This window comes from Halomonas sp. KX33721 (assembly GCF_001596805.1).
Lineage (GTDB): Bacteria > Pseudomonadota > Gammaproteobacteria > Pseudomonadales > Halomonadaceae > Vreelandella > Vreelandella aquamarina.
This window is the reverse complement of sequence record NZ_LVIA01000009.1, coordinates 15,135-39,799: the sequence shown is the minus strand read 5'-3', so window position 1 is coordinate 39,799 and position 24,665 is coordinate 15,135. Positions and strand designations below refer to the sequence as shown.

Genomic DNA, 24,665 nt, shown 5'->3' with positions numbered 1-24,665 from the left:
CAGTGCGCGAGGGACATTACGTTCGCTAGTGAACCTGCGCACTGGCCTTGTTATTCGACCATGCCTATCCACAACCTATAGCAGGCACCGCATGTTCGCTTACTTCATTCGCCGTATTTTAGCCTCGATCCCCGTTATGTTGGTGGTAGCGCTGTTTGTCTTCCTACTGCTGCGTCTCTCGCCAGGAGATCCGGCAGCCATTATTGCTGGGGATATGGCAAGCCCCGCTCAACTCGCCAATATTCGGGCGGCATTAGGGCTTGATCAGCCGCTGCATATCCAGTTCTTTGTTTGGCTTGGAGAGTTGGTACGCGGCAATTTCGGGACATCGCTGATTTCCCAGACACCAGTATTAACAATGATCGGGCAGCGCCTAGAGCCAACCGTCAGTTTGGCGGTGGTAGCGATACTGTTTACCGTGGTTATCTCTGTTCCGCTAGGGGTCATTGCCGCTTGGCGCCATGGGCGCTTTCTCGACAACCTGGTGATGTCGGCCTCGGTGGTGGGGTTTTCGGTGCCGGTATTCGTGATTGGCTATTTATTGATTCAGCTGTTTGCCCTTGAGCTGGGCTGGCTGCCGGTGCAGGGCTTTCGAAGTCTTAGCGAGGGAATTGCCCCTTTTGCCAGTCGCATCGTGCTGCCAGCGCTAACGCTCTCTTCGATCTATATCGCGCTTATCACGCGTATGACCCGCGCCAGTATGCTTGAAGTTCTTGACGAGGATTATATCCGTACCGCCCGCGCCAAAGGGCTTGCCGAGCGTGCGGTGCTCTTTCGCCATGCCTTGCGTAATGCGGCGGTACCGATTCTAACCGTGATTGGTACCGGCTTTGCCCTGATGATTCCTGGGGTCGTGGTCACCGAGAGTGTGTTCAATATTCCTGGCCTAGGGCGGCTGATAGTGGACGCTGTACTGGCCCGCGACTACCCGGTGATCCAGGCGTTGATTCTGCTCACTGCCGGGCTCTACGTGATTATCAATCTACTGATCGATCTCTCCTACGCGATCACCGACCCGAGGATTCGCTACTGATGCATGCCTCGCACTCCCACTTTACCGTCGCCCCCGAAGGGCGCGGCGTTAGCCGCCTACTGTCGCGGCTAAGCCAGACTCGCCCGCAGGGAGTTACCCTGGCCGCTGGCCTTGTGCTGATCTTGATCGTAGCTGTCGCCCTGTTTGCACCTTGGCTAGCGAATCATGACCCGCTGGCGCTATCGCCCGCTAACCGCCTGAAGCCCATGGGGAGTGAGTTTTGGCTCGGCACCGACCCTTATGGACGCGATCTCTACTCACGGATTGTCTATGGCGCCCGCGTGTCGCTAACTGTCGGGCTAGGAGTGGCCGTGACAAGTGTGGCTATAGGCTTACCGCTAGGCTTGTTGGCGGGTTACTTCCGTACCCTTGACGCGATATTGATGCGCATCATGGATGGATTGATGGCAATCCCCGGCATCCTGCTGGCGATTGCCATTGTCTCGCTCACCAGCGCCTCCCTATGGACAGTGATGATCGCGATTATGGTTCCCGAGATCCCCCAAGTGGTGCGTCTGGTCCGCTCGAGGGTACTGGCAACTCGCGAAGAGGCATTTGTGGAGGCTGCGATATTGATGGGCACCTCCACGCCGAAGCTGCTGTGGCGTCACTTGATGCCGAGTACCCTGGCCCCGCTGATCGTGCAGGGCACCTATATCTGTGCTTCTGCCATTCTTACCGAAGCTATTCTCTCCTTTCTTGGCGCGGGGATCGGCACTGAAACACCTTCATGGGGCAATATCATGTCCGAAGGGCGGGTTTACTTTCAGCTTAAGCCTTCGCTGATCTTCTGGGCCGGGCTGCTGCTATCGGCCTGCATTCTATCGATTAATCTGCTCGGCGATAGTGCACGCGATGCACTCGATCCGAAGATGAAACGGAGGATGTCATGATGGCGGACACCCCGATACTTGAGGTTGAAAACCTGGTTGTCGAAACCACTGGGCATAAGCCTACGCGTATTCTGGACGCTATCTCATTCGCCATTAGCGCTGGCGAGACGCTGTGCCTGGTGGGGGAGAGCGGTTCGGGTAAATCGGTCACCTCGCTTGCCACAATGGGACTGCTGCCCCCCGGAGCGCTGGTCGCGCGCAGTGGGCAGATTCGGCTTGCCGGGGAGAATGTGCTCGCCGCCACGCCGGCCCAGTTACTAGCCCTGCGCGGGCGGCATATGGCGATGATCTTTCAGGAGCCGATGACCGCACTTAACCCGGTGTTAAGCGTAGGCCGCCAGCTGGACGAAGTGCTGTGCCAGCACACCTCACAAACAGCCCCGCAGCGCCGAGCCCGAGTGCTTGAGGTGTTTGAACAAGTCCACCTTCCCGACGTTGAACGTATCTATACAAGCTACCCTCATCAGCTCTCGGGCGGCCAGCGCCAGCGCATCATGATTGCCATGGCGTTGCTACTTAAGCCTCAATTGCTGATTGCTGACGAACCTACCACCGCCTTAGATGTGACAACTCAGCATCAGATTTTGGCGCTGATTAAACAGCTCCAGCGCGAGCATGGCACCGCGGTGCTATTTATCACTCACGATATGGGCGTGGTGGTGGATATCGCTGACCGGGTATGCGTCATGCATCATGGCCAGCTGGTGGAAAGTGGCCCTGTTGACCAGGTGCTGGGTAACCCTCAAGAGGCTTACACCCAACGCCTGCTTGCCGCAGTGCCTAGTCTGCTACCACGCCCGCCGCGGGAGGCCACCAGCAATAAAACGGTGCTGGAAGTGCAGTCGCTTGAGAAAGTGTTCAACGCTAACCAGGGTCTGATGCGTTGGTTGCGTAAGCCCGTCGCGCCGACCCGCGCCGTGGATGATGTCAGCTTTGTGCTCAAACGTGGGCGAACGTTAGGTATCGTCGGGGAATCGGGGTCTGGAAAGTCGACGCTGGCGCGCTGTGTGATGCGACTTATTACCCCAACAGGCGGCAATATCAGGGTCAGCGGTAAGCAGATTACTGAGCTGCCTAAATCGATGCTCAAGCCGCACCGCAAGCGCATTCAGATGATCTTCCAGGATCCCAATCGTTCGCTTAACCCGCGTATGACGGTGGGGCAGAGCCTGATCGAAGGGCCGACCAACTACGGTACACCACGCCGAGAGGCGCTGGCTCGCGGGCGTGAACTGCTCGAACTGGTAGGCCTACCGGTTGATGCCATTGACCGCTACCCTCACCAGTTTTCGGGTGGCCAGCGCCAGCGTATCGCTATCGCCCGGGCATTGGCCATGGAGCCCGAGGTAATCGTCGCCGATGAGGCAGTCTCCGCGCTGGATGTTTCGGTGCAAGCCCAGGTACTCAAGCTGCTCAATGAGATCCAACTTCGGCTGGGGATTGCCGTGCTGTTTATTACCCACGATCTGCGCGTGGCCGCGCAAATTTGCGACGACGTGCTGGTGATGCAGCGTGGCCGACTAATCGAATATGGTCCAGCGGCCCAGGTGCTTGCCCAGCCCAAGGCTGAATACACACGGCAACTAATGGAAGCCGCACCGGGACGTAGCTGGGATTTTGCCGCCGGTGCACCGCTCAAACCATTGCTCAGCCCAGTTGAGACACCCTAAGAATGATGATTTGTCATCCCCAACGGAGAACAAGATGACTACGATTGCTCGCATAGAAGAGTACGGCGATGAGCTACGCGCTATCCGCCATGATCTACACGCCCACCCCGAAATTGGCTTTGAAGAGCAGCGAACCTCTTCCATCGTCGCGGGCCTGCTGAAAGAGTACGGCGTCGATGAAATTCACACCGGGATCGCCACCACCGGGGTGGTTGGCTTGATCCACGGTCGCCTTGGCCAGGGTAAGCGCATCGGGCTACGCGCCGATATGGATGCACTGCCCATGGAGGAAGAGAGTGGTCTCTCGTTTAGCTCACAAACACCTGGACGCTTCCACGGATGTGGCCATGACGGGCATACCACCATGCTGCTGGGTACCGCCCGCTATCTTGCCGAAACCCGTAACTTCGCTGGCACTGTCGTGCTAATTTTTCAGCCAGCGGAAGAGGGGTTGGGGGGCGCTCGACGCATGATTGCAGAAGGGCTTTTTGAGCGCTTCCCCTGCGATGAAATCTATGGGCTTCACAACTCACCTTTGCATGGCCCAGGCGAAGTCGCGCTGTGCCCTGGCCCCGCCATGGCAGGTGCCGATTTCTTTGATATCACCGTAACTGGGCGCGGCAGCCACGGGGCGATGCCACACTACTCCCGCGACCCTGTGATAGTCAGTGGCGCTTTGATTCAGGCGCTGCAAAGCATCGTCAGCCGTAATATCAACCCCCACGACCCCGTAGTGCTCTCGATCACTCAGGTGCACTCTGGGTCGGCCTATAATGTTATTCCTCAGACGGCCACCCTTGCCGGCACCGTAAGAACCTTTTCCGACAGCGTGCGCGAGCAAACCCGTGAGCGTATGCGCACGCTGGTCGCTGGCATGGCGGCAAGCTATGAAGTTGATATCAATATAGAGATTCGCGATGTGTTCAGCGTGTTGAATAACGCCCCCATGCAGACGGAGCTGCTCGCCGACGCCGCCCGGGAAATCGTCGGCGAGGCTAATGTAAGCACTGATAACAAGCCATTGATGGGTAGTGAGGATTTCGCGGATATGCTCAAGGTAGTACCTGGAGCATACTGCTGGGTGGGTCACAGCGGCAATATGCCGGTGCATAACCCAGCCTTCGTACTCGGCGACGATATTCTGCCGATTGGGGCCAGCCTATTTTCAAGGCTGATTGAAAAACGGCTGTCGCCCGGTGCATGAATTTTTACGGATCTAGCTGATAACCACATGCTTTTATTGACGCGAGGAATAGTGTCTGTATAATTCGCCTCCATTGCCGGTATGGCGGAATTGGTAGACGCAGCGGATTCAAAATCCGCCGCCTTTACGGGTGTGCCAGTTCGAGTCTGGCTACCGGCACCATATTTAAAATCAGGCACTTAGGTGCCTTTTTTTGTGTCTGAAATTTGAGTTTTTTCCTTCCTAAATGCCTGCATGTGTCCACGCAAATTTTAACGCTTACTTTCTCGCATTAACCAAACGCTCTACCGCAAGTTTCTGATAAAGACTTATAAGCTCGGCGCTTTTGGCATCCTCGTGCCAGCTAGCGGCGTAGGCCTGGCCGCGCGCGGCGAGCTGTTGGCGCAGGGTGTTATCGCTTAGCAGGCGATTGACCTTGGCGGCGAAGTCGTCATGGTTATCTTCGGCGATTAGGCAGCCTTCGCCCTCTTTTAACACATCAAGTGTGCCCATCGCGGCGGTGGAAACCACCGGCGTGCCGAGTGCCATTGCCTCCAGCAGAACCAGCCCTTGGGTTTCCGTGCGTGATGCAAATACAAAAACGTCGGCGGCGCGATAGGCCGCCTGCAGTGGGCCGTTGCGGTCGAGATAGCCGAGGAACAGCACCGATTCTGCCACGCCAATTTCTTGGGCACGTCGAACAAGCGAGTCATGGGCCGGGCCTTCGCCGGTAATAATCAGCCGGGTGGTGGGGTGTTCGGCTAATACCTTGGGCAGCATATCGATCAGAAAGTCGATGTTCTTCTCAAAGGCGGCGCGACCTACATAGAGCAGCAGTCGCGCTTCTTGAGGCAGGTCGTAGTGGGATCGAAAGTCGCTATCATCCTGGGCTCCTTGAGGGTGGCAGAACGACTCCAGCGACAAACCGGTGGGAATGACCGTGGAGGGCGTGGTCACGCCGTAGCGGATAAGTGCTTTCTGCATTGCTTGAGAGGGTGCCACCAAGGCGTCGAGCTGCTGGCACTGGTGCACTGAAAGTCTGCGCGCGGCAAGTTGCAGCCAGCGTCGTGGAAGCCAGCGGATATAGTGATGAACATACTCCTCAAACAGGGTGTGATAGGTGGCCACCACTGGCAGTCCGAGCCGACGTCCCAGCGCCACGCCGGCATAGTGGGCGGTAAACGGCGTATGGACATGAATGAGATCGAAGTCCTGGTCGGCAAGCTGTGGTGCCAGGGCGATCAAGTCCCGGTAGCGCATCATGCGATCCTCCGGGTCGCCGGGTACCTGGCGCGAGTGGATGCGAAGCACGCCCGGCTCATCCACTTGGCCGACTGGATAGTCGGGGCAGATCAGCGTAACCGAGTGGCCCAAACGCTCAAGGGCCCCTCGAAAACTACCGATAGAGGTAGAAACGCCATTGACGCGGGGGAAGTAGACATCCGAAATCATCAGTATCTTCAAACCGCTCAACTGCGTCTCGGTCGTTGACGCTGCTGGGTGAAACAGCGTCAAAGCTGACGCCATCCGCGCATTACGGTCAGCTTCACGTTGCTGGTGCAGGGCATTGCCGTTGGCTAATTGGGTTAGGGCCTCGACTTCCGGGTCACTGAGAGGAGAGCGGAGAGAGGGGAGTCGGCGCTGTGGCATGTTGTTTGGACTCTTTTGGCAGCTTATTGCCACGCTAACCCGAGTCTATGACTGGCGGATGACAGTCGGCGCGCTTAGTCAATGCCCGTACACCTACCCGCCAGAGCGTTAGCTCACGGTTGGCCGCTCCCTCGCTTTTTATTGCCTAGCCGTTTTATAGTGCTGAAATAGCATTCGACGAAAGACGGTAACCTTCCATGGCCCTTTTTGAGCTGCATAGCCGCAACTTAGCCCAAGAACAGGTGGCCCATACCCACGACTTCCATCAGCTTATACTGGCTACCTGTGGTGTTACGGAGCTTTCGATGGAAGGCCAGGGGGAAAGGGTGACCGCCCGCCGTGGCTGTCTGATTCCTTCCTCGCGCCATCACGAATACCAGGGCGATGGCAACAACCGTACCCTAGTGTTGGATATTCCCGTTGCCCAGTTGGCGTCGCTTGAGAAAGGCAGCGAGATTGAGCGCCTGTTCGATAAGCCGCGCTTTTTCAGCGTGCCTCCCGCGTTAAACCAGCTTACCCACGCCCTGGCCAATCAGCTTGAACAGTGCCCTGGGCTGCAGAATGAAATCGCGATTCTGCTGCTGCGCGCGCTGACCATGTATCTGCATGACGCCACTCCCGCAGCGGTTGGGCAGTTGGGCCAACACTGTATTAGCGAACGCCTCGACCTTGCCCGTTTGGATGCCTGGCTGGACCAGCATCTGGCCGATGAGATCCGCGTTGAACAGTTAGCCTCCCTATGTGCTTTGAGCCCAGGACACTTCCACAGCTGCTTTCGTGAGCTGACTGGCGTAACGCCGTTGGCCTATGTCCAGCGCAGGCGTTTAGAGCACGCCCGCACGCTGGTTCGCCATAGCACGCTCAGTCTGGGGCATATCGCTATGCTGGTCGGCTTTCGCGATCAGGGCAGTTTTTCCCGCGCCTATCGGCGTTATTTTGAGCTTTCCCCTTCTTCAGATCGCTAGACCCTCATCTGACCGCTAGTGATAAGATTTTCTTGCCTGCATGACTTGCGGGCAAATCTACCGCAGTGTCGGGCAAGTAATTTGTCTGCGAGCGCACTAATCTCTGATGATCCCTTTTAAATCAACACAACCTCTTTCAAGGAAAAACACCATGGGCGTTACCTATCAAGACAGCAATGCACGTATGAGCCAAGTGGCGATTCACAACGGCACCGTTTATCTGGCTGGCCAGGTTCCCCCTGATGCCACGGCGGATATGCGTGGCCAAACTGAGCAGGTGCTGGCGCGTATCGATCAACTGCTAGCTCAAGCGGGCACCTCGAAAGAACATCTGATTTCTGCGCAAATTTGGGTCACTAGCATGGCGGAGTTCGATCAAATGAACGCTGCTTGGGATGCCTGGGTCGTGCCCGGTCGCCCGCCCGTGCGTGCCGCGCTGGAAGCCCAGCTCGCCAAGCCCGAGTGGAAAGTTGAGATTATGGTGGTAGCCGCGCTGCCGGAGGCCTGATATGCGGGTTGTTTCTGCCGAAGAGGTTTCTCGCCACCTGACGTGGGGTGGCTTGATCAAGCGGCTACACGCAACGTTCGTGAACGGCGTGGAGTCGCCTCCCCGCCATCACCATGCGATGCACCGGCCAGATGGCGAAGCCACGATGCTACTAATGCCCGCCTGGGAAGCGGCGGGCTATATCGGCGTCAAAATGGTCAATGTATTTCCGCAAAACGCCGACCACGGTATCCCGGCAATCTCTGGGCTTTACTTGCTCAGCGAGGGTAAGCACGGCCAGCCGCTGGCGTGTATCGATGGCAGTGAGCTGACCCGGCGTCGCACCGCGGCGGCTTCTTCGCTGGCCGCCCAAGCCTTGGCCAATGAAAACGCAGAAACGCTGCTGGTGGTGGGTACAGGCAAGTTGGCGCCCATGGTGATCGAAGCCCACGCCAGCGTGCGTCCCATCAAGCGGGTGCTGATCTGGGGCCGTAATTCCAGTAAGGCGGCGGCGATTGCCGACGAGTACGCCGAGCGTTTTGAAACCCACGTGGTGGACGAGCTGGCGGATGCCGTGGCTGAAGCGGACATCATTAGCTGCGTAACGCTCTCCAACCAACCGCTGATCAAAGGCGAGTGGATGACGCCCGGCACTCACCTGGATCTGATCGGCGCGTTTCGACCGCAAATGCGCGAAACCGATGCGCTGTGTCTGCGCCGCTCTGAGGTATTTGTGGACACCTACGCCGGTGCCAAAGGCGAAGCGGGCGACATTCTGCAAGCCATTGAAGAGGGCGAGTTCCAGTTCGACCAGATTCAAGCGGAGCTTGCTGAAGTGTTAGCAGGGACTAAGTCGGGGCGCTCTGCACCGGAGGCCATCACGCTCTTCAAATCGGTAGGCGCTTCGCTGGAAGATTTAGCCGCTGCGATAGAAGTATGGGAGTCGCTACCCGAATAGCCATGATTTTTAAATAACAATCGTATTAACAACATCGCTACCCGATGGGTAGCAACGCCACTCATAACGAAGACCGACCAATAACCAAAACGAGGCATGTTATGAAAGCTAATCAATCCTTGCTTATCGCCGCTCTGGCGGCGCTCCCGCTGGCTATCGCCAGCGCCAATGCCCAGGCGCAATCCTATGAAATGGTGATCGCTACGCAGTTGCCTGAGGATATGAGCAATAACGAAATCTATCCGGCGCTGGTGCACTTTAAGAACCTGGTGGAAGCGCGAACCGACGGGGACCTTGAGGTCACGATCTTCGGCGGCGGCCAGCTAGGCTCTGAGGTAGAAAACGGCTCTGAAGTGCAGGGCGGGCGCACGCTGCAATCAACGATTATGTCAGCCGGGGCGATGTCCTCCTTCTACGAAGACTATCAGGTAGTCACGGCGCCGTTCCTGTTTACCAACTGGCGTCAGGCGTGGAGTTTCTTTGATAGTGAATGGTTCGCCGACTTTATGTCCGGCACCGTCGAAGCTGCTGATATGCGTTATTTGGGCACCTTCGACGATGGCGGTGGCTTCGTCGCCTTCACTAACAACGTGCGCTTAATCGAGACCGTCGAGGATTTAGAAGGCCTCAATATCCGTACCGAAGAGAACCCCGCCCACGTGGCAATCATGCGCTCGCTAGGCGCTTCCGCCACGCCGTTACCTTGGGGCGAGCTAATCACCGCATTGGAAACCGGCCTTGCCGATGGGCAGTTCAATGCGCCGGTGCTCAACACCACCTTCAACTTCGATGCAGTCACCGACTACACCACGCTCACCGGGCATGTGTATAACAGCGCCCCTTGGGTGGTGAGCGAGTCCTGGTACCAATCGCTGCCGGAAACCCATCAGCAGGCGGTGATTAGCTCGGCGCGTGAGGCCATTCAGCTCAGCCATGGCATGTCGGGCGCGTTAGCCACCGCAAGCTGGGTCGAATCCTGCGAACGCTTTGAAGCCTGCTACCTGATGCCCGATGCCGAACGTGAGCGCATGGCCGAAGTGGCCCGCCCCGCTTGGCAGGCGTGGATCGTGAATGACTTCGGGATGGACGAGGCGCGGGTGCAGGGCCTGTTGGATGAAGTGGAGCGCGTGGGCCAGCAGCTAGCGGAAGATGACCTGCGGATTTACGGACAATAACGGTAAGCGATTGATCAACGCTGGGGTCATGCGCCCCAGCGTGAGGAAAAAGCCATGGGCGTTTTAACTCCTTTGCGCCGCTTAAGCGACCTGGTGAATCAGGCCGCTATCGTGGTGTGTGTGGGCTGTATTTTGGCGATGCTAGGCATCTCTTTTACCGCATTTTTATACAAACTGATCACGGGCAGCACGCTGAGCTGGACCTACTCGCTGGCGCGGCTGTTTTTGCCCTGGATTGGTTTTCTTTCCATGACGATTTCACTGCGCTACGGCGAACACGTCGCCATGACGCTGCTGGTGCGCAGCCTGCCTAAAGTGATGGTACAGGTGGCCGCCGGGCTGAGTTTGGGCGTTATTGGCCTATTTGCGCTCATACTCACCTGGTACGGCTGGGACTACTTTACCAGCGCCACCCAGGTGTACATGGTGTCCGACCAAATCCGCATTCCCAGCAAGGTCACCGCCATTGTGGTGCCAATAAGCGGTGTGATAATGCTGCTGCACTTGGTACATGGGTTTGCACTGCTGGAACATTTTATTGATGAGCAGGACGTGATTGGCGAGCTTATCGACACCGCTGATGGGGAGTACCGCTCATGACGCCTGCGATTATTGCGTTTGTTGTACTGCTGTTTATTGGCGCGCCGGTGGCGGTTGTGATGGCGATGTCTGGGTTGGCGGGCGGGTTTGCGATTGGCGGTGAACGGATGCTCGGCATCATCGCCGACCGCATGTTCTCCGGCGTCTCCGGCTTTCTGCTGATTGCCGTGCCCTACTTTATTTTCACCGCAGAGCTAATGAATCAGGGTGGGCTGACCCACAAACTGATCGCCTTCAACAATGCGCTGTTTGGCCGGGTACGGGGCTCGCTCTCCCATGTGAATATCTCGGTGTCGGTGTTTTTTGCGGGCCTAACGGGGGCAGCGGTGACCGATACGGTGGCCATCGGCAAAATCATGATCCCCGAGATGAAAAAGCAGGGCTACGATGCGGAGTATGCCGCAGCGGTGACCGCGTGCTCTTCGATCATTGGGCCGATTATTCCCCCCAGCGTGGTGATGGTGGTTTACGCCACGCTGTTGCGGGATATTTCGGTCATCGACCTGTTTGCCGGTGGCATTATTCCTGGCTTGCTGATGGCCGCAGCATTGTTGGGTGTCAGCTTCTTTTTAGCCTGGAAGCGCAACTACCCAAAACAAGCACCCACGCCGTTTAAGATGGCGATCATGTCGTTTGTGCTGGCGCTGCCCGCGCTGGTGGTGCCGATGATTATTCTAGGCGGCATTCTCTCAGGCCTAACCACCATCACCGAAGCGTCGGGGTTTGCGGCGGTGTACGCCATCGTGATCGGCGTGGTGTTCTACCGGAACCTGACCTGGCGAAAAATATGGGATGCGCTCGTCACGACGGTGCGCTTTTCCGGGGTGGTGTTTTTCCTACTGGCCACCTCGGCGGTGCTAGGCTGGTTTGTGACCCGTTCAGGCATCGCTCGGGATGCAGCCAGCATCATCACCACCTTTAGCGACGCGGCCTTTGTGCAGCTAATGCTGGTCTGCCTGCTGCTGCTAGTGGTGGGAACGGTGATGGACGTACTGCCCGCGCTGGTTGTTATCGCGCCGGTGCTGGTGCCCGCGATGATTCAGCTTGGCTTTGATCCGCTTCACTTCGCTATTCTGATGATTGTGGTGCTCAATATCTCTAACGTCACACCGCCGGTGGGGATGACGCTAATGACCGCCGCGCGAATAGCCGAGGTGCCCTATGAACGGGCCATCGTGGCGTCGCTGCCGTTTTACGTCTCGTTCTTGGTGGTGATTGTGCTGCTGGCGGCCTTCCCGGCGTTCTCTACCTGGATACCGTCACTGCTGTGACCAGCTAAGGACTGCGACTCATGAAGTGTTTTTACCACTCAGACCAAGCGTTGCATGCGCCCCCCACGTTTCTGCTACGCGGCCAGCCCGCCGCCTCGCCAGAAGGCCCGGTGCGCGCTGAGCTGCTAACGCAGGGATTAGCAAAGGCGGGCTTAGTGCTCACTGCCCCGGAGGAAGTGGACTCTCCCAGGCTGCGTAAGCGCCTGGAGCAGATTCACACGCCGCGCTATTTAACATTTCTAGAGACCATCTATACCCGCTGGCAGGCGCTTCCCAATGCTGCAGAGTTCGTGGCGCCCAACATTCACCCCTGCGGCGGCGGCCACCACTACCCCCGCCACCCGATTGGGCAAGCGGGCTGGCACCTGCACGATATGGCCTGCCCGCTCAGTGCGACCAGTTTTCAAGGCGCGCTGGCCTCGGCCGCCACCGCCGAGGCGGCAGCAGACGCCGTGCTGGGAGGGGAGGAAGTTACCTACGCGCTGTGCCGCCCGCCGGGCCATCACGCCGGGCCAGAGCGTGCCGGCGGCTTTTGCCTGCTGAACAACTCCGCACTGGCCTCCACCGTGCTGCGCGAACGTTTTGCCAAGGTGGCGATCATCGATGTGGACCTGCACCACGGTAACGGCACCCAGGATATTTTCTACGCCAGGGGCGACGTATGGACAGGCTCGCTGCACGCTGACCCGAGTGATTTTTATCCCTTTTTCTGGGGCGGCGCGGACGAAGAGGGCAGCGATGAAGGTGTAGGGGCCAACGTCAATCTCCCTCTGCCGGTGGGCAGCGATGGCGAGGTCTATTTGGATGCCCTGGCGATCCTGATCGACCACCTGCAGCGCTTTGAACCGGATGCCGTCGTGGTGGCACTCGGACTCGATGCCCATAAAGAGGACCCGCTCGCGGGCCTCAACGTGGAAACCGAGGCGTTCATCGAGGTGGGAAAACGCCTGCGAGCGCTCGCGCTACCCATGGTCATCGTGCAGGAGGGTGGCTACCCCACCGAGCATTTAAGCGCCAACCTGGCGGCCTTTATGCAGGGGTTTAACGTATGAGCAGCACCGGTTTCTATTGGCACGAGCGCTGCTTTTGGCACGATCAGGGTGCCATCGGCGTATTCTCTGCGCCGGGCGAATTTCTGCAGCCCCAAGCCGCCTCGGAAAGCCCCGAGAGTAAACGGCGGTTGAAAAATATCCTGGAAGTCAGCGGGCTGATCGACGAGCTGCACGTGGTCAAGCCCCCCGCTGCCACGCTGGCCGACCTTAAGCGTTTTCATACCCCGCGCTACCTGGATGAACTGCAGGCAGGGGACAAAGCGCAGGGCGGCAACGGCGGCGACTGCGCGCCTTACATGCCGGGCAGCTGGGCGGCCGCCACTCAGTCCGCAGGGTTAGCCATTGCCGCTGTGGAGGCCGTGGCGCTGGGCGAGGTGGCTAACGCCTATGCGCTATGTCGCCCGCCAGGCCACCACGCCGAAGCCGACCAGGGTCGAGGGTTCTGCCTGTTGGGCAATATTCCCGTGGCGGTGATGCGTGCCCGTGCCCTTGGCCAAGCTAACCGGGTCGCGATACTCGATTGGGACGTTCACCACGGCAACGGCCAGCAGGCGGCGTTCTATCATGACCCCGATGTCTTCACCATTTCCATACATCAAGCGGCCAACTACCCGCTGGACACGGGTGGTTTCGATGAGCAGGGCGAAGGGGCCGGGTTAGGCGCCAACCTGAATCTGCCGCTGCCTCCTGGCTGTGGCCTAGGGGCCTACGCGTATGCCATGGAAACGCTGGTGCTGCCCGCGCTGGAAGCGTTCGCCCCCGACCTAATCGTGGTGGCCTGTGGCTATGATGCCTGCGCTAAAGACCCGCTAGGCAAGATGCTGCTCAACAGCCAGGCCTTCGCCACCATGACCGCTCAAGTAAAGGCCGTGGCAGAGCGCTGCTGCAGCGGCAAGCTGGTGGTGGTACATGAAGGCGGCTACTCCGAAGGCTACGTGCCGCTCTGCGGCCATGCGGTAATCCAAACCCTTGCGGGTAGCCAGATTTCTGTATTCGATCCGCAAAACGAAGAAATTGCCGCCTGGGGCTATCAATCGCTGCAGCCACACCAACAGGCGTTAATTGATGGCTGGCACCAACAGTGGGAGCAAACAACCCGATGACACCACTCTATGATCGTGACGGCTGGATTTGGCAGGATGGCCAATGGCTCGCTTGGCGAAACGCCAAAGTGCATGTGTTCACCCATACGCTGCACTACGGCATGGGCTGCTTTGAGGGGGTGCGCGCCTATGCAGGAGCGCAAGGCCCGCAGCTGTTTCGGGTAGCGGAGCACACGCGAAGGCTAGTGGAAAGCGCCCACGCGCTGGATATCCCGCTGCCGTTTAGCGAAGCCGAGCTGATCGATGCCCAGCGTGAGAGCCTGACTAAAAATGGGTTAAGCAGCGCCTATTTAAAGCCCACCGTGTTTCTCGGCGCGGAAGGCCTAGGGCTGCGTGCCCAAGGGCTGACCACCCATGTGATGATTGCCGCCTGGGATCTAGGGCCCTACCTTTCCCCTCATGCAGCGTCCCACGGGCTGCGCGCCTTGACGTCCTCTTGGGCGCGTCACCACGTCAACATCAGCCTGTGCCGCGCTAAAACCAGCGGCCACTACGTGAATTCGATGCTGGCGCTCAACACGGCAGTCAAAGCGGGTTTTGATGAAACCATCATGCTCGACCCCGAAGGCTATGTGGCCGAGGCCTCGGCGGCGAACGTCTTTTTACTGCGCGATGGCGTGCTACACACCCCGGAAGTGACCTCCTGCCTGCAGGGCATCACCCGAGATAGCGTCATTCAACTGGCCCGGGATGTGTTGGGCATCGAAGTCAAAGAACGGCGCATTACCCGCGATGAGCTTTACACCGCCGATGAGGCATTTTTGACCGGCACCGCCGCCGAAATTCTGCCGCTAAGAGAGCTGGATGGGCGCAGAATCGGCACTCGCGCCGGGGCGCCGCCCCTTAGCGAGCCGGTGGCGGCGAATAGCGTAACGGCCCAGCTGCAGCATCTTTATCGCCAAGCAGTGCGCGGCGAACTAGACGCCTACCGGCACTGGCTAACCCCGGCATAACGGGCTGATTGCTTTGAAGTCGCCCCGGCTTTGCTCCGGGGCAGGCGATGCTAGCCGTGCTGCTGAAGCGCTTTTTCCAGCGCGGCCAATCTGCCGGGCGCTAACGCGTCCTCGACCGCTGTAATCCGGATCACGTTGGCCAATTCCGGGTGGGCGAGGCGGGCTACCAGCACGCCCTCGGCCAACAGCTCCTGATGCACCGCTGCCGCCAACTCCGCGCTGGGTAGCCGAATGCCGACGAAGTTCGTCGCGCTGGGCAGCACGTCGGCCCCCAAACCAATAAAGTGCAGCGCCAACTGCTCGCGGCGGGCTTTCACTGCTTCAATGTGCTGGCGTACTTCGTCGGGGTGATCGAGCACGACTTCAGCCGCGGCCTGGGTGAACGACGACACCGCGTAGTGAATACGCACTTTCATCATCATCGCCAGCACGTCAGCCTCGGCAATCGCGTAGCCAATACGCATCCCGGCAAGGCCGTGGGCTTTGGAGAGCGTACGCAGGCGAATCACCCCCGGCAGCGCTTTGCCGAGAAACTCGCTGCCCGCGTCGTCACGAAAATCGCCGTAGGCCTCGTCTAGCAGCAGCCAGCACGCCTCCGGCAGCGCCTCGCGCAGCTTGAGAATCGCGGTATCGCTATGCAGGTGACCGCTAGGATTGTCGGGGTTCGCCAGGTACACCAACCGCGCCTCTTCTTGATGGGCGGCGGCTGCCAGCGCTTCTAAATCCGGGGCGAGCACGCCGGGGGCTTCATGGTAGCTGGGCTCGATCAAGTGGCAGCCCTGGCCCTGGGCGAAGTAACCGAAGGTAGGGTAGGTGCCTGCGGTGCTCACCACCGCATCGCCCGCCGTGCAGGTAGTGCGCAGCGCCAGGGCGATCAGACTATCGGCACCGGCATCCACCAGCAGATGCTCCAGCGGAATGTTCTGCTGCGCGCTCAAGCGCTGGCGCACTCCCAAGGCCTCTGCATCGCCATAGCAGTACACGTGCTGTGCCACCGCGTCGCCAAAGTGCTCCCGCAGGGCACGGTGCGGCATGTCTAATCCCTCGTTAGAGCCCAGCCGATGGGGAAGCTCCCGGCCCAGTTTCCGCTCCAATACTTTGATACCCGGGAAAGGGTTGTGGGGGCCTTCGCCTGTAAGGTGCGCGGGGTAGCGGGGCGTTGTATGCGAGGACATGGGCGAATCCTAAATATAAAAGTGGTTAGCTTAAAATCTTACCGCGATTCAGTAGTCGGTGTGGGTCAAGCGCGTGCTTTAGCGTCTGCATCAGTTCGATTTCCGCGCTAGAGCGGCAGGTGCTTAGCCAGGGGCGCTTCTCCAGGCCGATACCGTGCTCGGCAGAGATCGAGCCGCCCAGTGCGGCCAGTGGTTGATAAACCATGGCTTCTACTTCGCGGCGAACCGACAGCTCGGCACTTCCTGTACTCACGGAAATATGCAGGTTGCCATCGCCTAAGTGGCCAAACACTACCAGCCGAGCGTCAGGCCAGCGCTTGGTTAACTGCGCTTCCAGCGCATCGGTATAGCGCTGCATCTCGGCAATCGGCAGGCTGATATCGAAGGTCAATACGGGGGCAAGGCCTTTGACCAGGCCTTCGATATCCTCGCGTATCGCCCATAGGCCGTCGCGCTGGGTGCTCGACTGCGCCAAGACAGCATCGACGATCAGCCCGCTCTCTAGCGCGCTTTCCAGGGCTTCACTGAACTGGGTAGCGTTACGCTCGGCATCGCTGCCTAGCGATTCGGTGATCACATAGAAAGGGTGCTCAGGAGCAATCGGCGCCATGTGGCGGCCAAGCGTTTCCGTCAGCAAGCGGTAGTGATTCTGCCACATGACTTCGAAAGCACCCAAGCTGCCGCCCAGCGCTTTCCCCATCTGGCTGAGCAGCCCCGTCAATGCGTCGAAGGAGGGGCAGGCCACCATGGCGGTTTGTTCAAAAGGCGTCGGGGGCTGCAAGCGCAGCACGGCGCGGGTAACGATACCCAGCGTGCCTTCGCTGCCGATGAAGAGCTGCTTTAAATCGAACCCGGCGTTGTTCTTCAGCATCCGGTTCATGGAGCTGACCACCCGGCCGTCGGCCATCACGGCCTCTAGCCCCAGCACCTGTTGGCGCATCATGCCGTAACGAATCACCCGCACGCCCCCAGCGTTGGTGGCGATATTGCCGCCAATGGTGCAACTGCCCCGCGCGCCTAAATCCAACGGGAACTGCAGACCCACCTCTCTGGCGGCTTCCTGAACACGCTGCAGCGGTGCCCCCGCTTGTACGGTGAGCGTACCGCCCACGCGGTCTATTTCTTCAATGGCGGTCATGCGTTCAAGCGAGATCACTAGCTCATCGGGGCTCGCCTCCGCGCCGTGTACCAAGCCCGTTAAGCCGCCGTGGGTGACGACCGGCTGCCGTAACTCGTAGCAGGCACGCATCACCGCCGCAAGCTGCTCGGTATTCGCTGGGCGGACTATCGCGCCTGCCTGGCAGGGCGCGCCCGTCATCCAGTCCACACGCCGACTGCTCACATCGTCGCCGATCAATACATGAGGCGCGCCGACGATGGCGCGCAGCGTTTCTAGGGTTATTTGCATGTGTGTTCCTTCGCCTAGCTTGTCCATTCGATAACTCACGCTGTCGCCGCCACTGGCGCTTCTCGGCCTGGAATGGCCTTGAGCAGTGCTTGGGTATAGGCTTCACGCGGGGCGAGAAAAATCTGCTCGGCGCTACCTTGCTCGACAATGCGGCCGTGCTGCATGACCACGATGCGGTCACAGATATGGGCAGCAACGCGAAGATCGTGAGTGATAAACAGCAGCGAAAGAGATAGGCGCTGTTTCAGCTCCTCCAATAGCTCCAGAACCTGTGCTTGAATGGAGACATCCAGCGCGGAGGCGGCCTCATCGGCAACAATCAGTTCCGGGTTGAGCGCCAGTGCTCTGGCAATACCGATTCGCTGACGTTGGCCACCGGAGAATTCGTGGGGATAGCGCTCCACGGCGCTGGCGCCCAGTCCCACCATGTCGAGCAGCTCGCCTGCCTGTTTCAGCGCTGCGGCCTTTGGCGTGCCGTTGGCAATCGGCCCCTGGGCAATCGCCATGCCCACCTTGGTGCGCGGATTGAGCGAGGCGTAGGGGTCTTGGAAGATCATCTGCACCCGGTGGCGTTCGCGGCGCAGCGCGTCGCCTTTTAGCTGCGAGAGGTTGACGCCGTCCAACAGCAGCTCGCCGCTATCCGGATGCTCCAGGCGCACCACGCAGCGGCCCAGAGTCGATTTCCCCGAGCCGGACTCCCCCACGATGCCCACGGTTTCCCCCCGGGCGAGCGTGAGCGATACGTCATTCAGCGCATGCACCTCGCGGGCAGGCTTGAACCAGCCGCCTCGCGAGCGGAACACTTTTTGCAGCCGTTTGATTTCCAGCAGCGGCGCGACCTGGCCGATGTCGCGGTGGGGCGGCACCGCATTGCTGGGAATGGCCGCAATCAGCGCCTGGGTGTAGGCGTCTTGGGGGTTTTTCAGCACCGAGCGGGCGTCGCCCAGCTCGACGATCTTGCCGTGGCGCATCACGCAAACGCGGCTGGCAATCTCGGCCACCACGCCAAAGTCGTGGGTGATGAACATCACGGCCATGCCGCGCCGCTGCTGCAGGTCGCGAATCAGCGCCAGTATTTGCGCCTGGGTGGTGACATCCAGCGCCGTGGTGGGCTCATCGGCAATCAGCAGCACCGGTTCTAGCGCCAGCGCCATGGCAATCATCACCCGCTGCCGCTGCCCGCCGGAAAGCTCGAAGGGGTAGGCGCTGATGGCCTTCTCTGGCTGCGGGATACCCACTTCCACCAGCAGTTCCAGCGCCCGCGCCTGGCGCTGCCGGGGGCTGAGCTGGCCATGGGCCTCGAACACTTCGGCAATCTGTGCGCCCACGCGCATCAAGGGGTTCAGCGCTGTCATTGGCTCCTGGAAGATCATGCCGATCTTCAGGCCGCGCAGCGTTCGGTGCTGCTTTTCGCTCAGGGCCAGCAGGTTCTGGCCTTCGAACGTGACGCTGCCCTGCACGGGGCGAACGCCCTTGGGCAGCAGGCCCATGACCGTGTTGGCGGCCATGGACTTGCCCGACCCGGACTCCCCGACCACGCACATGATCTCGCCACGGTTGACGCTATAGCTGACATTCTCCACCGCCAGCGGCCGGTCTGCGCCCTTGGGCAGCGCCACGCTCAAGCCTTCGATCTGTAGTACGGCGGGCGCATCGTCCTGGCCAGCGGGTTGCACGACATCGTTCATGGCAGGCTCCTAACGCTCACGGGAAAGTTTGGGGTTCAGCGCATCGTCCAGCCCTTCACCGACCAGGTTGAGTGCCAGAACGGTCAGCAGAATGGCCACGCCAGGGAAGAAGCTCAGCCACCATGCCTGGCGAATCACGGTACGCGCGGCACCGATCATGTAGCCCCAGGACATGACGTTCGGGTCGCCCAGCCCCAGAAACGAGAGCGACGACTCCAGCAGAATCGCCGTGGCCACCATGAGCGAGGCCAGCACGATGATGGGCGAGAGCGTATTGGGCAGGATCTGACGCAGGATGATGGTGGTATTGGACTGGCCGACCAGCCGAGCGGCCTCGACGTACTCCCGGTGGCGCAGCGACATGAACTCCGCCCGCACCAGGCGGGCCACGGGCGGCCAGCTCACCAGGGCAATGGCCAGCACGATGGAGGTCACGCTGGGCTGCATGATGGCCACCAGCACGATGGCCAGGGCAAAGTTGGGGATGGTCTGGAAAAACTCAGTGATGCGCATCAGCACGTCATCGATCCAGCCTCCGTAATACCCGGCAATGGCCCCCAGCGGCACGCCAATCAGCAGCGCCACGCTGGTGGACACCAGGCCAATCAGCAGCGATACCCAGGCGCCATGCATCAGGCCTGCCGCCACATTGCGGCCCATGGTGTCGGTGCCCAGGGGGAACCCCTCTTGCGAGAACGGCGGCAGGAAGGGGCGCTGCACCATGCGCCAGGGCGATTCGGGAAACAGCAGCGGGGCAAGAAGGGCCATGGCGATGATCACCAGCAGGATGACCAGCCCCACCAGCGCCCCGCGGTTCTGGGCGAAACGTGCAAAAAAGCTCATGAGGCCCCCTTGATGCGTGGGTCTGCCAGGCGATACACCAGATCGGTGAGAATGTTGAACACGATCACCAGCGCCGCAGAGAAGAAGAAAATACCCAGCAAGAGGTTGTAGTCACGCTGTTGCAGCGCTTCGAACATCAGCCTGCCGATGCCGGGCCAGGCGAACACGGTTTCGGTGAGGATCGCGCCGCCCACCATTTGCCCGGCCTGCAGGCCCGCCAGCGTGATGATCGGCAGCAGCGCATTCCTGAGCACATGGCGGCGCTGGATGACGCCCGGCTTGAGCCCCTTGCCCGGGCCGTTTTGACATAGTCCTGCTGAGCGGCATCCAGCATGGAGGTGCGCGTCATGCGGGTATAAATCGCCATGAAAAAGAGCGCTAGGGTCGTGGCAGGCAGCACCAGATGTTTCGCCACGTCCAGCGCCAGGGCCAGCCCGGTATGGCCAGCGCCCACGGTGTACAACCCATAGGCAGGCAGCCAGCCCAGGTACACCGAGAACACCACCACGGACATTAGCGCCACCCAGAACAGCGGCGTCGCGTAAAACACCAGCGCCAGCGCCATGATCAGCGAGCCCGACGGTTTCTTGGCTCTGGCCGCCGCCATGGAACCGGCAATGATGCCCAGTACCAGCGAGAGCACAAAGGCGGTGCCGGTGAGCAGCAGCGTGGCGGGCAAGCGCGCCATGATCAGGTCGAAGACGGGAGTGCCCAGCCGGTAGGAGTAGCCAAAATCCAGCATGGCAATGCCAGAGACGTAGCGCCATAGCTGCACGTAGATAGGCTGGTCGAGGCCGAAGCGCACGCGCAGCTGGTCGAGAAACTCCTGGTCGGCGGCACCGGCTTCCCCGGCCAGAATGGCCGCCGGGTCGCCGGGGGCCATCTGAATCAGGAAGAAGTTGAAGATCACGATCAAAAACAGGACGATCACGGCTTTGAACAGCCGCATGACGATCAAGCGGGCATATAACATGAGCATATTCCTGACATAGCTGAAACACCCGGGTCGCCATGGCGGCCCGGGTGGCACCTACCTAGCGGTCCAGCCAGGCATCCTTGAAGCCATCGTTCACGCCGACCCCTGAGGTCACCAGGTCCTGAACATCACAGCGATAAAGGGTGGGGAAGCCAAGCTCCATCAGCCAGCCAACCGGGACATCCTCATGCAGAATTTCCTGCACTTCACGGTAGAGGGCTTCGCGCTCCTCATCAGGAAACGCCGTGGCAGCGGCATTGAACAGCTCATCTACCCGCTCGTTCTCATAACCCTGAACGTTATTCCAGGGGGAGCCCTTGGCGATGTTGTCAGACAGGTAGGTACGTGAAATGCCCAGCGCAGGGTCGCCGTACTGGAAAAGATAGGTAAAGGCCAGGTCGTAATCCCAGTCACCCAGGCGCTGGTTCCAGCCGCCCACGTCGGTGGCCTGGGTGCGGACGTTGATGCCTACTTCACGCAGGTTCTGCTGCACGGCTTCTGCCCAGCGAGTCCAGGTCTCGCCGTAAGGCAGCGGTAGAATGGTGATCTCTTCGCCGTCGTACTCCATTTCTGCCAGCAGCTCCCGAGCGCGCTCGGGGTTGTGGTCGTAGGGCTCCAGGCCGTCATACTGGAAGCTGGCATTCGAACCAAAGGCCGACAGCGGTACATTGCCCAGCCCATTCCAGAGCACGTCGCGGGCAAATTCGCGGTCCATGGCGTACATCACGGCCTGGCGGAAGCGCTTGTCGGCGGTGGGGCCTTCCCGGTTGTTCATCCACAACATGGCAAAGGGGCTGAAATACTCATGGCCCTGTTCGGTCATGCAGACGTTATCCATAGCCGAAAGGCGCGGAATATCGAAGTTTTCCACGGTGCCGCTGGGCAGGACATCGATGGTGCCATTCTCGAAGGCCACGGCCCGAGAGCCGCCATCGGGAATCACGTGCCAGTTGACCCCATCCAGGTAAGGCAGGCCCTCTTCGTAGTAGTCGTCGTTTCTGACCAGCTCGATGACCGTGCCACGCTCCCAGTTGGCGAACTTGAACGGCCCCGTGCCAATCGGGTGGTCATTGTGCTCGTTATTGCGGAAGTCGGTGCCTTCGTACAAGTGCCTGGGCACCATGGTGAAGGTGCCCGCCTCGAACGAGATCAGGAAGGGGCCGAAGGGCTCGGTCAGGGTAAACACCACCGTGTGGTCGTCGGTGGCCTCGATGCTTTCCACATGCTGTAACACGGCCCGCGCGCTGGGATTCAACTCACGGTGGAAAACATCGGCGGAGAACACTACGTCATCGGCGGTGAAGGGTTCACCGTCGTGCCAGGTCACGTCTTCCCGAAGATGAAACGTGTAAGTGCGCCCATCGTCACTGACCTCCCACGACTCGGCCAACTGCGGCATGGGTTCTAAATCCGTGGTGTAACGCAGTAGCCCCTCATAGATATTGCCCGCGACGGTGCGGGTAGGGGCGTTTTGAATCATGCCCAGCACCAAGCCCGGCGGTTCAGGCTGAATGATCGTATCGATGGTGCCGCCCGATTGAGGCTCTTGTGCCGTGGCGGCGGTGGAAAGGGCAAGCGCTGCAGCGGTGATGGCCAAAGCCAGTGGTGTCTTCATGTTTCCTGCTCCTAGGTTATTAGCACGTAATGTGTTTACGTCGTCGTTAGGCGAGCGAGGCGTGACGGTAGAGACCGATTGTGATGTTTGTTGGAGGTCCTCTTTGACCATAGCAGTGCTTGGTTAAACTGTCGACAGTCGTCAATCGGCCGTCGACAAAGAGCCCTTTTTTGTCATACTGAGCAGTATATGAATGATCGAGAGTGCACTTTATGGCCCCTCCGCTAGCAGCACCCAATACCTACATTCAGCAGCATAACCTTGTCGAGCAGGTGGCCGATTACTTAACGCAAGCGATTATTCAGCAGCACTTTTTACCCGGCGAGCGCCTGTCAGAAGTCCAGCTTTCCAAGGACCTGGGCGTGAGTCGTGCGCCTGTGCGTGAAGCAGCACGTTTGCTGGAGAGTCGCGGCCTGCTGATCTCGAAACCACGGCGGGGGTTTTTCGTCCGGGCGTTGAATGCCGTTGAACTTGAAGATGTCTTCGATCTGAGGCTGTGCTTGGAGCGACACGCCATCCAGCGTTTGGCCGAGCGTTACAGCGGCGAGGCTGAGCGCGCATTGAAGCAACAAGTAGAGGTGTTGTGCGAGGCGGCCGCCAGTAACGACGGGACGCGCCGTATCGAGGAAGACCTGCAGTTTCACCGCCTCATGTTGCACTACGCAGGCAACGAGCGGCTGCTGCGCGCTTTCGATAACCTGACCCACGAGCTGCGGCTCTGTATCACGCTCATCACCAAGACCCACGAAGCCCCCGACACCATCGCCACCAGTCATTTCAAGCTGCTGGATGCCCTAGCCAGTGGCCAGGCGGCCACGTGCCGCGATGCCATCGATTACCACATCGGCGTCGCCCGCGATTTCGTGGTGAAAGGGGTGAGCGACAGCGGAGCCCCCTTACCATGAAGACGTTCTTTCACGCGGATCAGGCGCTTCATCATCCACAGACCTACTTCTCCCGGGGCAAAATGCGCACGCCTCAAGAAGTGCCCGAACGCGCCATACACTTGCTGGCCGCTGCCAAGCGGCTGGGCTTTGATATTCGGAGCCCTGCGGATCACGGCGTGGGGCCGATCAGGGCCGTGCACTCGCTGCCCTATCTGCGTTTTCTGGAAAGCGCCCATCGGCGCTGGCAGGCGGTGGGCGAGGATTGGGGGGAGGAGGTGACCTCCAATATCTTCGTGCGTTCGCCCAACGCACTGCGCGGCATTCTGGCCGAAGCGGCGCGCTACCTGGCCGATGGCAGCGCGCCGGTGGGGCAGCACACCTGGCACTCGGCGTACTGGTCGGCGCAAAGTGCCGTAGCGGGTGCCAAGGCGTTACTGGCCGGAGAGCCTTTCGCCTATGCCTTGTCTCGCCCGCCGGGTCACCACGCGAGCATCGATTCCGCGGGTGGTTTCTGCTTCCTCAATAACGCCGCCATTGCGGCACAACATCTTACCTCGCGGTTTCCACGCATCGTCGTGCTCGACCCGGACATGCACCACGGCCAGGGCATTCAAAACATTTTCTACCAGCGCGACGATGTGCTCTATATCTCCATCCATGGCGATACCACCAACTTCTACCCGGGGGTCTCCGGCTTCGAGGAGGAGCGCGGGGAAGGCGCCGGGCTGGGTTACAACCTCAACCTGCCCATGCCGCACGGATCAAAAGAAGCGGTGTTCTTCGAGCGCTTGGCGGACGCTTGCCAGGCCATCCGTCTATTTGAGCCCGACGCGCTGGTGCTGGCGCTAGGATTCGATATTTACGAGCGCGATCCTCAAGCCAAAGTGGCCGTCTCTACCGCCGGGTTTGCGGAACTTGGCCGACGGGTAGCAGAGCTGAACGTGCCCACCCTGGTGGTACAGGAAGGCGGCTACTACCTGGAAGGGCTGGAAGCCAACGCGGTGAGCTTTTTTGAAGGATTGCTGATGCGCCGCTGATCGTACTACCACATTCCAGCCGCTTCACCGAGAAGAGTAAGAC

The 24,665-nt window shown here is 59.8% G+C and carries 21 protein-coding genes, 1 tRNA gene and 1 pseudogene; 16 read left to right on the top strand and 7 right to left on the bottom strand.

Going from position 1 to position 24,665, the window contains the following annotated elements:
- Positions 1 to 91: 91 nt before the first annotated feature.
- From A3220_RS03395 to A3220_RS03375, 5 genes are all read left to right on the top strand, one after another.
- On the top strand, positions 92 to 1,033 hold the full coding sequence (locus tag A3220_RS03395; protein WP_062373165.1) for an ABC transporter permease: 942 nt from the start codon (positions 92 to 94) through the stop codon (positions 1,031 to 1,033).
- Complete coding sequence (locus A3220_RS03390; protein ID WP_084812742.1) at positions 1,033 to 1,926, top strand: ABC transporter permease; 894 nt, start codon at positions 1,033 to 1,035, stop codon at positions 1,924 to 1,926. Before A3220_RS03395 ends, A3220_RS03390 begins: the two co-directional genes overlap by 1 nt.
- Entirely contained in the window at positions 1,923 to 3,596 is a 1,674-nt protein-coding gene (locus tag A3220_RS03385) for an ABC transporter ATP-binding protein (RefSeq protein ID WP_252860414.1), read from the top strand. The genes A3220_RS03390 and A3220_RS03385 overlap by 4 nt, the downstream gene beginning before the upstream one ends.
- A 34-nt stretch (positions 3,597 to 3,630) precedes the next feature.
- Entirely contained in the window at positions 3,631 to 4,800 is a 1,170-nt protein-coding gene (locus tag A3220_RS03380; protein WP_058579875.1) for a M20 aminoacylase family protein, read from the top strand.
- 75 nt (positions 4,801 to 4,875) lie between these two features.
- Positions 4,876 to 4,962, top strand: a tRNA-Leu gene (locus A3220_RS03375).
- Positions 4,963 to 5,058: 96 nt separating this feature from the next.
- On the opposite strand, the gene A3220_RS03370 is transcribed toward A3220_RS03375, so the two are convergent.
- Positions 5,059 to 6,429 (bottom strand): glycosyltransferase, encoded by a 1,371-nt coding sequence (locus A3220_RS03370; RefSeq protein ID WP_084812741.1) that lies wholly within the window; start codon positions 6,427 to 6,429, stop codon positions 5,059 to 5,061.
- Between the two features lie 197 nt (positions 6,430 to 6,626).
- On the opposite strand from A3220_RS03370, the gene A3220_RS03365 reads away from it, so the two are divergent.
- The 9 genes from A3220_RS03365 to A3220_RS03325 all read left to right on the top strand — a co-directional run bounded on the left by A3220_RS03365 (position 6,627) and on the right by A3220_RS03325 (position 14,993).
- A complete protein-coding gene (locus A3220_RS03365) occupies positions 6,627 to 7,394 on the top strand; it encodes an AraC family transcriptional regulator (RefSeq protein ID WP_058579876.1) in 768 nt (255 codons plus the stop codon).
- Between the two features lie 151 nt (positions 7,395 to 7,545).
- Positions 7,546 to 7,902 (top strand): RidA family protein, encoded by a 357-nt coding sequence (locus A3220_RS03360; protein ID WP_008959745.1) that lies wholly within the window; start codon positions 7,546 to 7,548, stop codon positions 7,900 to 7,902.
- Between the two features lies 1 nt (position 7,903).
- The gene (locus A3220_RS03355; RefSeq protein ID WP_058579877.1) at positions 7,904 to 8,839 is read left to right on the top strand and encodes an ornithine cyclodeaminase family protein; all 936 of its coding nucleotides are present in this window, start codon (positions 7,904 to 7,906) and stop codon (positions 8,837 to 8,839) included.
- A 101-nt stretch (positions 8,840 to 8,940) separates the two neighbouring features.
- Positions 8,941 to 10,014, top strand: a complete 1,074-nt coding sequence (gene dctP, locus A3220_RS03350) for a TRAP transporter substrate-binding protein DctP (RefSeq protein WP_058579878.1) — start codon at positions 8,941 to 8,943, stop codon at positions 10,012 to 10,014.
- A 54-nt stretch (positions 10,015 to 10,068) separates the two neighbouring features.
- Complete coding sequence (locus A3220_RS03345; RefSeq protein ID WP_058579879.1) at positions 10,069 to 10,614, top strand: TRAP transporter small permease subunit; 546 nt, start codon at positions 10,069 to 10,071, stop codon at positions 10,612 to 10,614.
- Positions 10,611 to 11,885 carry a TRAP transporter large permease gene (locus A3220_RS03340; protein ID WP_058579880.1) on the top strand — a complete coding sequence of 425 codons (1,275 nt, stop codon included), beginning with the start codon at positions 10,611 to 10,613 and terminating at the stop codon, positions 11,883 to 11,885. The genes A3220_RS03345 and A3220_RS03340 overlap by 4 nt, the downstream gene beginning before the upstream one ends.
- Positions 11,886 to 11,905: 20 nt before the next feature.
- Positions 11,906 to 12,937, top strand: coding sequence for a histone deacetylase family protein (locus A3220_RS03335; protein ID WP_058579881.1), 1,032 nt, complete (start codon positions 11,906 to 11,908; stop codon positions 12,935 to 12,937).
- Positions 12,934 to 14,040, top strand: a complete 1,107-nt coding sequence (locus A3220_RS03330) for a class II histone deacetylase (RefSeq protein WP_062373162.1) — start codon at positions 12,934 to 12,936, stop codon at positions 14,038 to 14,040. Before A3220_RS03335 ends, A3220_RS03330 begins: the two co-directional genes overlap by 4 nt.
- Entirely contained in the window at positions 14,037 to 14,993 is a 957-nt protein-coding gene (locus A3220_RS03325; protein ID WP_062373159.1) for a branched-chain amino acid transaminase, read from the top strand. The genes A3220_RS03330 and A3220_RS03325 overlap by 4 nt, the downstream gene beginning before the upstream one ends.
- Positions 14,994 to 15,043: 50 nt before the next feature.
- Here the strand turns inward: A3220_RS03325 and A3220_RS03320 are convergent, their stop codons facing one another.
- From A3220_RS03320 to A3220_RS03295, 6 genes and pseudogenes are all read right to left on the bottom strand, one after another.
- The gene (locus A3220_RS03320) at positions 15,044 to 16,168 is read right to left on the bottom strand and encodes an aminotransferase class I/II-fold pyridoxal phosphate-dependent enzyme (protein WP_062373156.1); all 1,125 of its coding nucleotides are present in this window, start codon (positions 16,166 to 16,168) and stop codon (positions 15,044 to 15,046) included.
- Positions 16,169 to 16,193: 25 nt separating this feature from the next.
- A complete protein-coding gene (locus A3220_RS03315) occupies positions 16,194 to 17,576 on the bottom strand; it encodes an FAD-binding oxidoreductase (RefSeq protein WP_062373153.1) in 1,383 nt (460 codons plus the stop codon).
- 35 nt (positions 17,577 to 17,611) lie between these two features.
- Entirely contained in the window at positions 17,612 to 19,264 is a 1,653-nt protein-coding gene (locus tag A3220_RS03310) for an ABC transporter ATP-binding protein (protein ID WP_062373150.1), read from the bottom strand.
- A gap of 9 nt (positions 19,265 to 19,273) precedes the next feature.
- A complete protein-coding gene (locus tag A3220_RS03305; RefSeq protein ID WP_016914894.1) occupies positions 19,274 to 20,107 on the bottom strand; it encodes an ABC transporter permease in 834 nt (277 codons plus the stop codon).
- A pseudogene (locus A3220_RS03300) lies at positions 20,104 to 21,080 on the bottom strand (ABC transporter permease). Before A3220_RS03300 ends, A3220_RS03305 begins: the two are co-directional and overlap by 4 nt.
- A gap of 61 nt (positions 21,081 to 21,141) precedes the next feature.
- Entirely contained in the window at positions 21,142 to 22,698 is a 1,557-nt protein-coding gene (locus tag A3220_RS03295; RefSeq protein ID WP_062373148.1) for an ABC transporter substrate-binding protein, read from the bottom strand.
- A 212-nt stretch (positions 22,699 to 22,910) separates the two neighbouring features.
- Between A3220_RS03295 and A3220_RS03290 the strand changes: the two genes are divergently transcribed.
- The gene (locus tag A3220_RS03290) at positions 22,911 to 23,603 is read left to right on the top strand and encodes a GntR family transcriptional regulator (RefSeq protein ID WP_062373147.1); all 693 of its coding nucleotides are present in this window, start codon (positions 22,911 to 22,913) and stop codon (positions 23,601 to 23,603) included.
- Positions 23,600 to 24,622 carry a histone deacetylase family protein gene (locus tag A3220_RS03285; protein ID WP_062373144.1) on the top strand — a complete coding sequence of 341 codons (1,023 nt, stop codon included), beginning with the start codon at positions 23,600 to 23,602 and terminating at the stop codon, positions 24,620 to 24,622. The genes A3220_RS03290 and A3220_RS03285 overlap by 4 nt, the downstream gene beginning before the upstream one ends.
- Positions 24,623 to 24,665 lie beyond the last annotated feature (43 nt).

What these genes read in the sequence shown, in the direction of transcription:
- A3220_RS03285 (WP_062373144.1), top strand. Translation starts at nt 23,600, where the DNA reads ATGAAGACGTTCTTTCACGCGGATCAGGCGCTTCATCATCCACAGACC.
- A3220_RS03385 (WP_252860414.1), top strand. Translation starts at nt 1,923, where the DNA reads ATGATGGCGGACACCCCGATACTTGAGGTTGAAAACCTGGTTGTCGAA.
- A3220_RS03340 (WP_058579880.1), top strand. Translation starts at nt 10,611, where the DNA reads ATGACGCCTGCGATTATTGCGTTTGTTGTACTGCTGTTTATTGGCGCG.
- A3220_RS03390 (WP_084812742.1), top strand. Translation starts at nt 1,033, where the DNA reads ATGCATGCCTCGCACTCCCACTTTACCGTCGCCCCCGAAGGGCGCGGC.
- A3220_RS03365 (WP_058579876.1), top strand. Translation starts at nt 6,627, where the DNA reads ATGGCCCTTTTTGAGCTGCATAGCCGCAACTTAGCCCAAGAACAGGTG.
- A3220_RS03310 (WP_062373150.1), bottom strand. Translation starts at nt 19,264, where the DNA reads ATGAACGATGTCGTGCAACCCGCTGGCCAGGACGATGCGCCCGCCGTA.
- A3220_RS03325 (WP_062373159.1), top strand. Translation starts at nt 14,037, where the DNA reads ATGACACCACTCTATGATCGTGACGGCTGGATTTGGCAGGATGGCCAA.
- dctP (WP_058579878.1), top strand. Translation starts at nt 8,941, where the DNA reads ATGAAAGCTAATCAATCCTTGCTTATCGCCGCTCTGGCGGCGCTCCCG.
- A3220_RS03360 (WP_008959745.1), top strand. Translation starts at nt 7,546, where the DNA reads ATGGGCGTTACCTATCAAGACAGCAATGCACGTATGAGCCAAGTGGCG.
- A3220_RS03335 (WP_058579881.1), top strand. Translation starts at nt 11,906, where the DNA reads ATGAAGTGTTTTTACCACTCAGACCAAGCGTTGCATGCGCCCCCCACG.
- A3220_RS03370 (WP_084812741.1), bottom strand. Translation starts at nt 6,429, where the DNA reads ATGCCACAGCGCCGACTCCCCTCTCTCCGCTCTCCTCTCAGTGACCCG.
- A3220_RS03305 (WP_016914894.1), bottom strand. Translation starts at nt 20,107, where the DNA reads ATGAGCTTTTTTGCACGTTTCGCCCAGAACCGCGGGGCGCTGGTGGGG.
- A3220_RS03380 (WP_058579875.1), top strand. Translation starts at nt 3,631, where the DNA reads ATGACTACGATTGCTCGCATAGAAGAGTACGGCGATGAGCTACGCGCT.
- A3220_RS03315 (WP_062373153.1), bottom strand. Translation starts at nt 17,576, where the DNA reads ATGCAAATAACCCTAGAAACGCTGCGCGCCATCGTCGGCGCGCCTCAT.
- A3220_RS03295 (WP_062373148.1), bottom strand. Translation starts at nt 22,698, where the DNA reads ATGAAGACACCACTGGCTTTGGCCATCACCGCTGCAGCGCTTGCCCTT.
- A3220_RS03355 (WP_058579877.1), top strand. Translation starts at nt 7,904, where the DNA reads ATGCGGGTTGTTTCTGCCGAAGAGGTTTCTCGCCACCTGACGTGGGGT.
- A3220_RS03345 (WP_058579879.1), top strand. Translation starts at nt 10,069, where the DNA reads ATGGGCGTTTTAACTCCTTTGCGCCGCTTAAGCGACCTGGTGAATCAG.
- A3220_RS03320 (WP_062373156.1), bottom strand. Translation starts at nt 16,168, where the DNA reads ATGTCCTCGCATACAACGCCCCGCTACCCCGCGCACCTTACAGGCGAA.
- A3220_RS03290 (WP_062373147.1), top strand. Translation starts at nt 22,911, where the DNA reads ATGGCCCCTCCGCTAGCAGCACCCAATACCTACATTCAGCAGCATAAC.
- A3220_RS03330 (WP_062373162.1), top strand. Translation starts at nt 12,934, where the DNA reads ATGAGCAGCACCGGTTTCTATTGGCACGAGCGCTGCTTTTGGCACGAT.
- A3220_RS03395 (WP_062373165.1), top strand. Translation starts at nt 92, where the DNA reads ATGTTCGCTTACTTCATTCGCCGTATTTTAGCCTCGATCCCCGTTATG.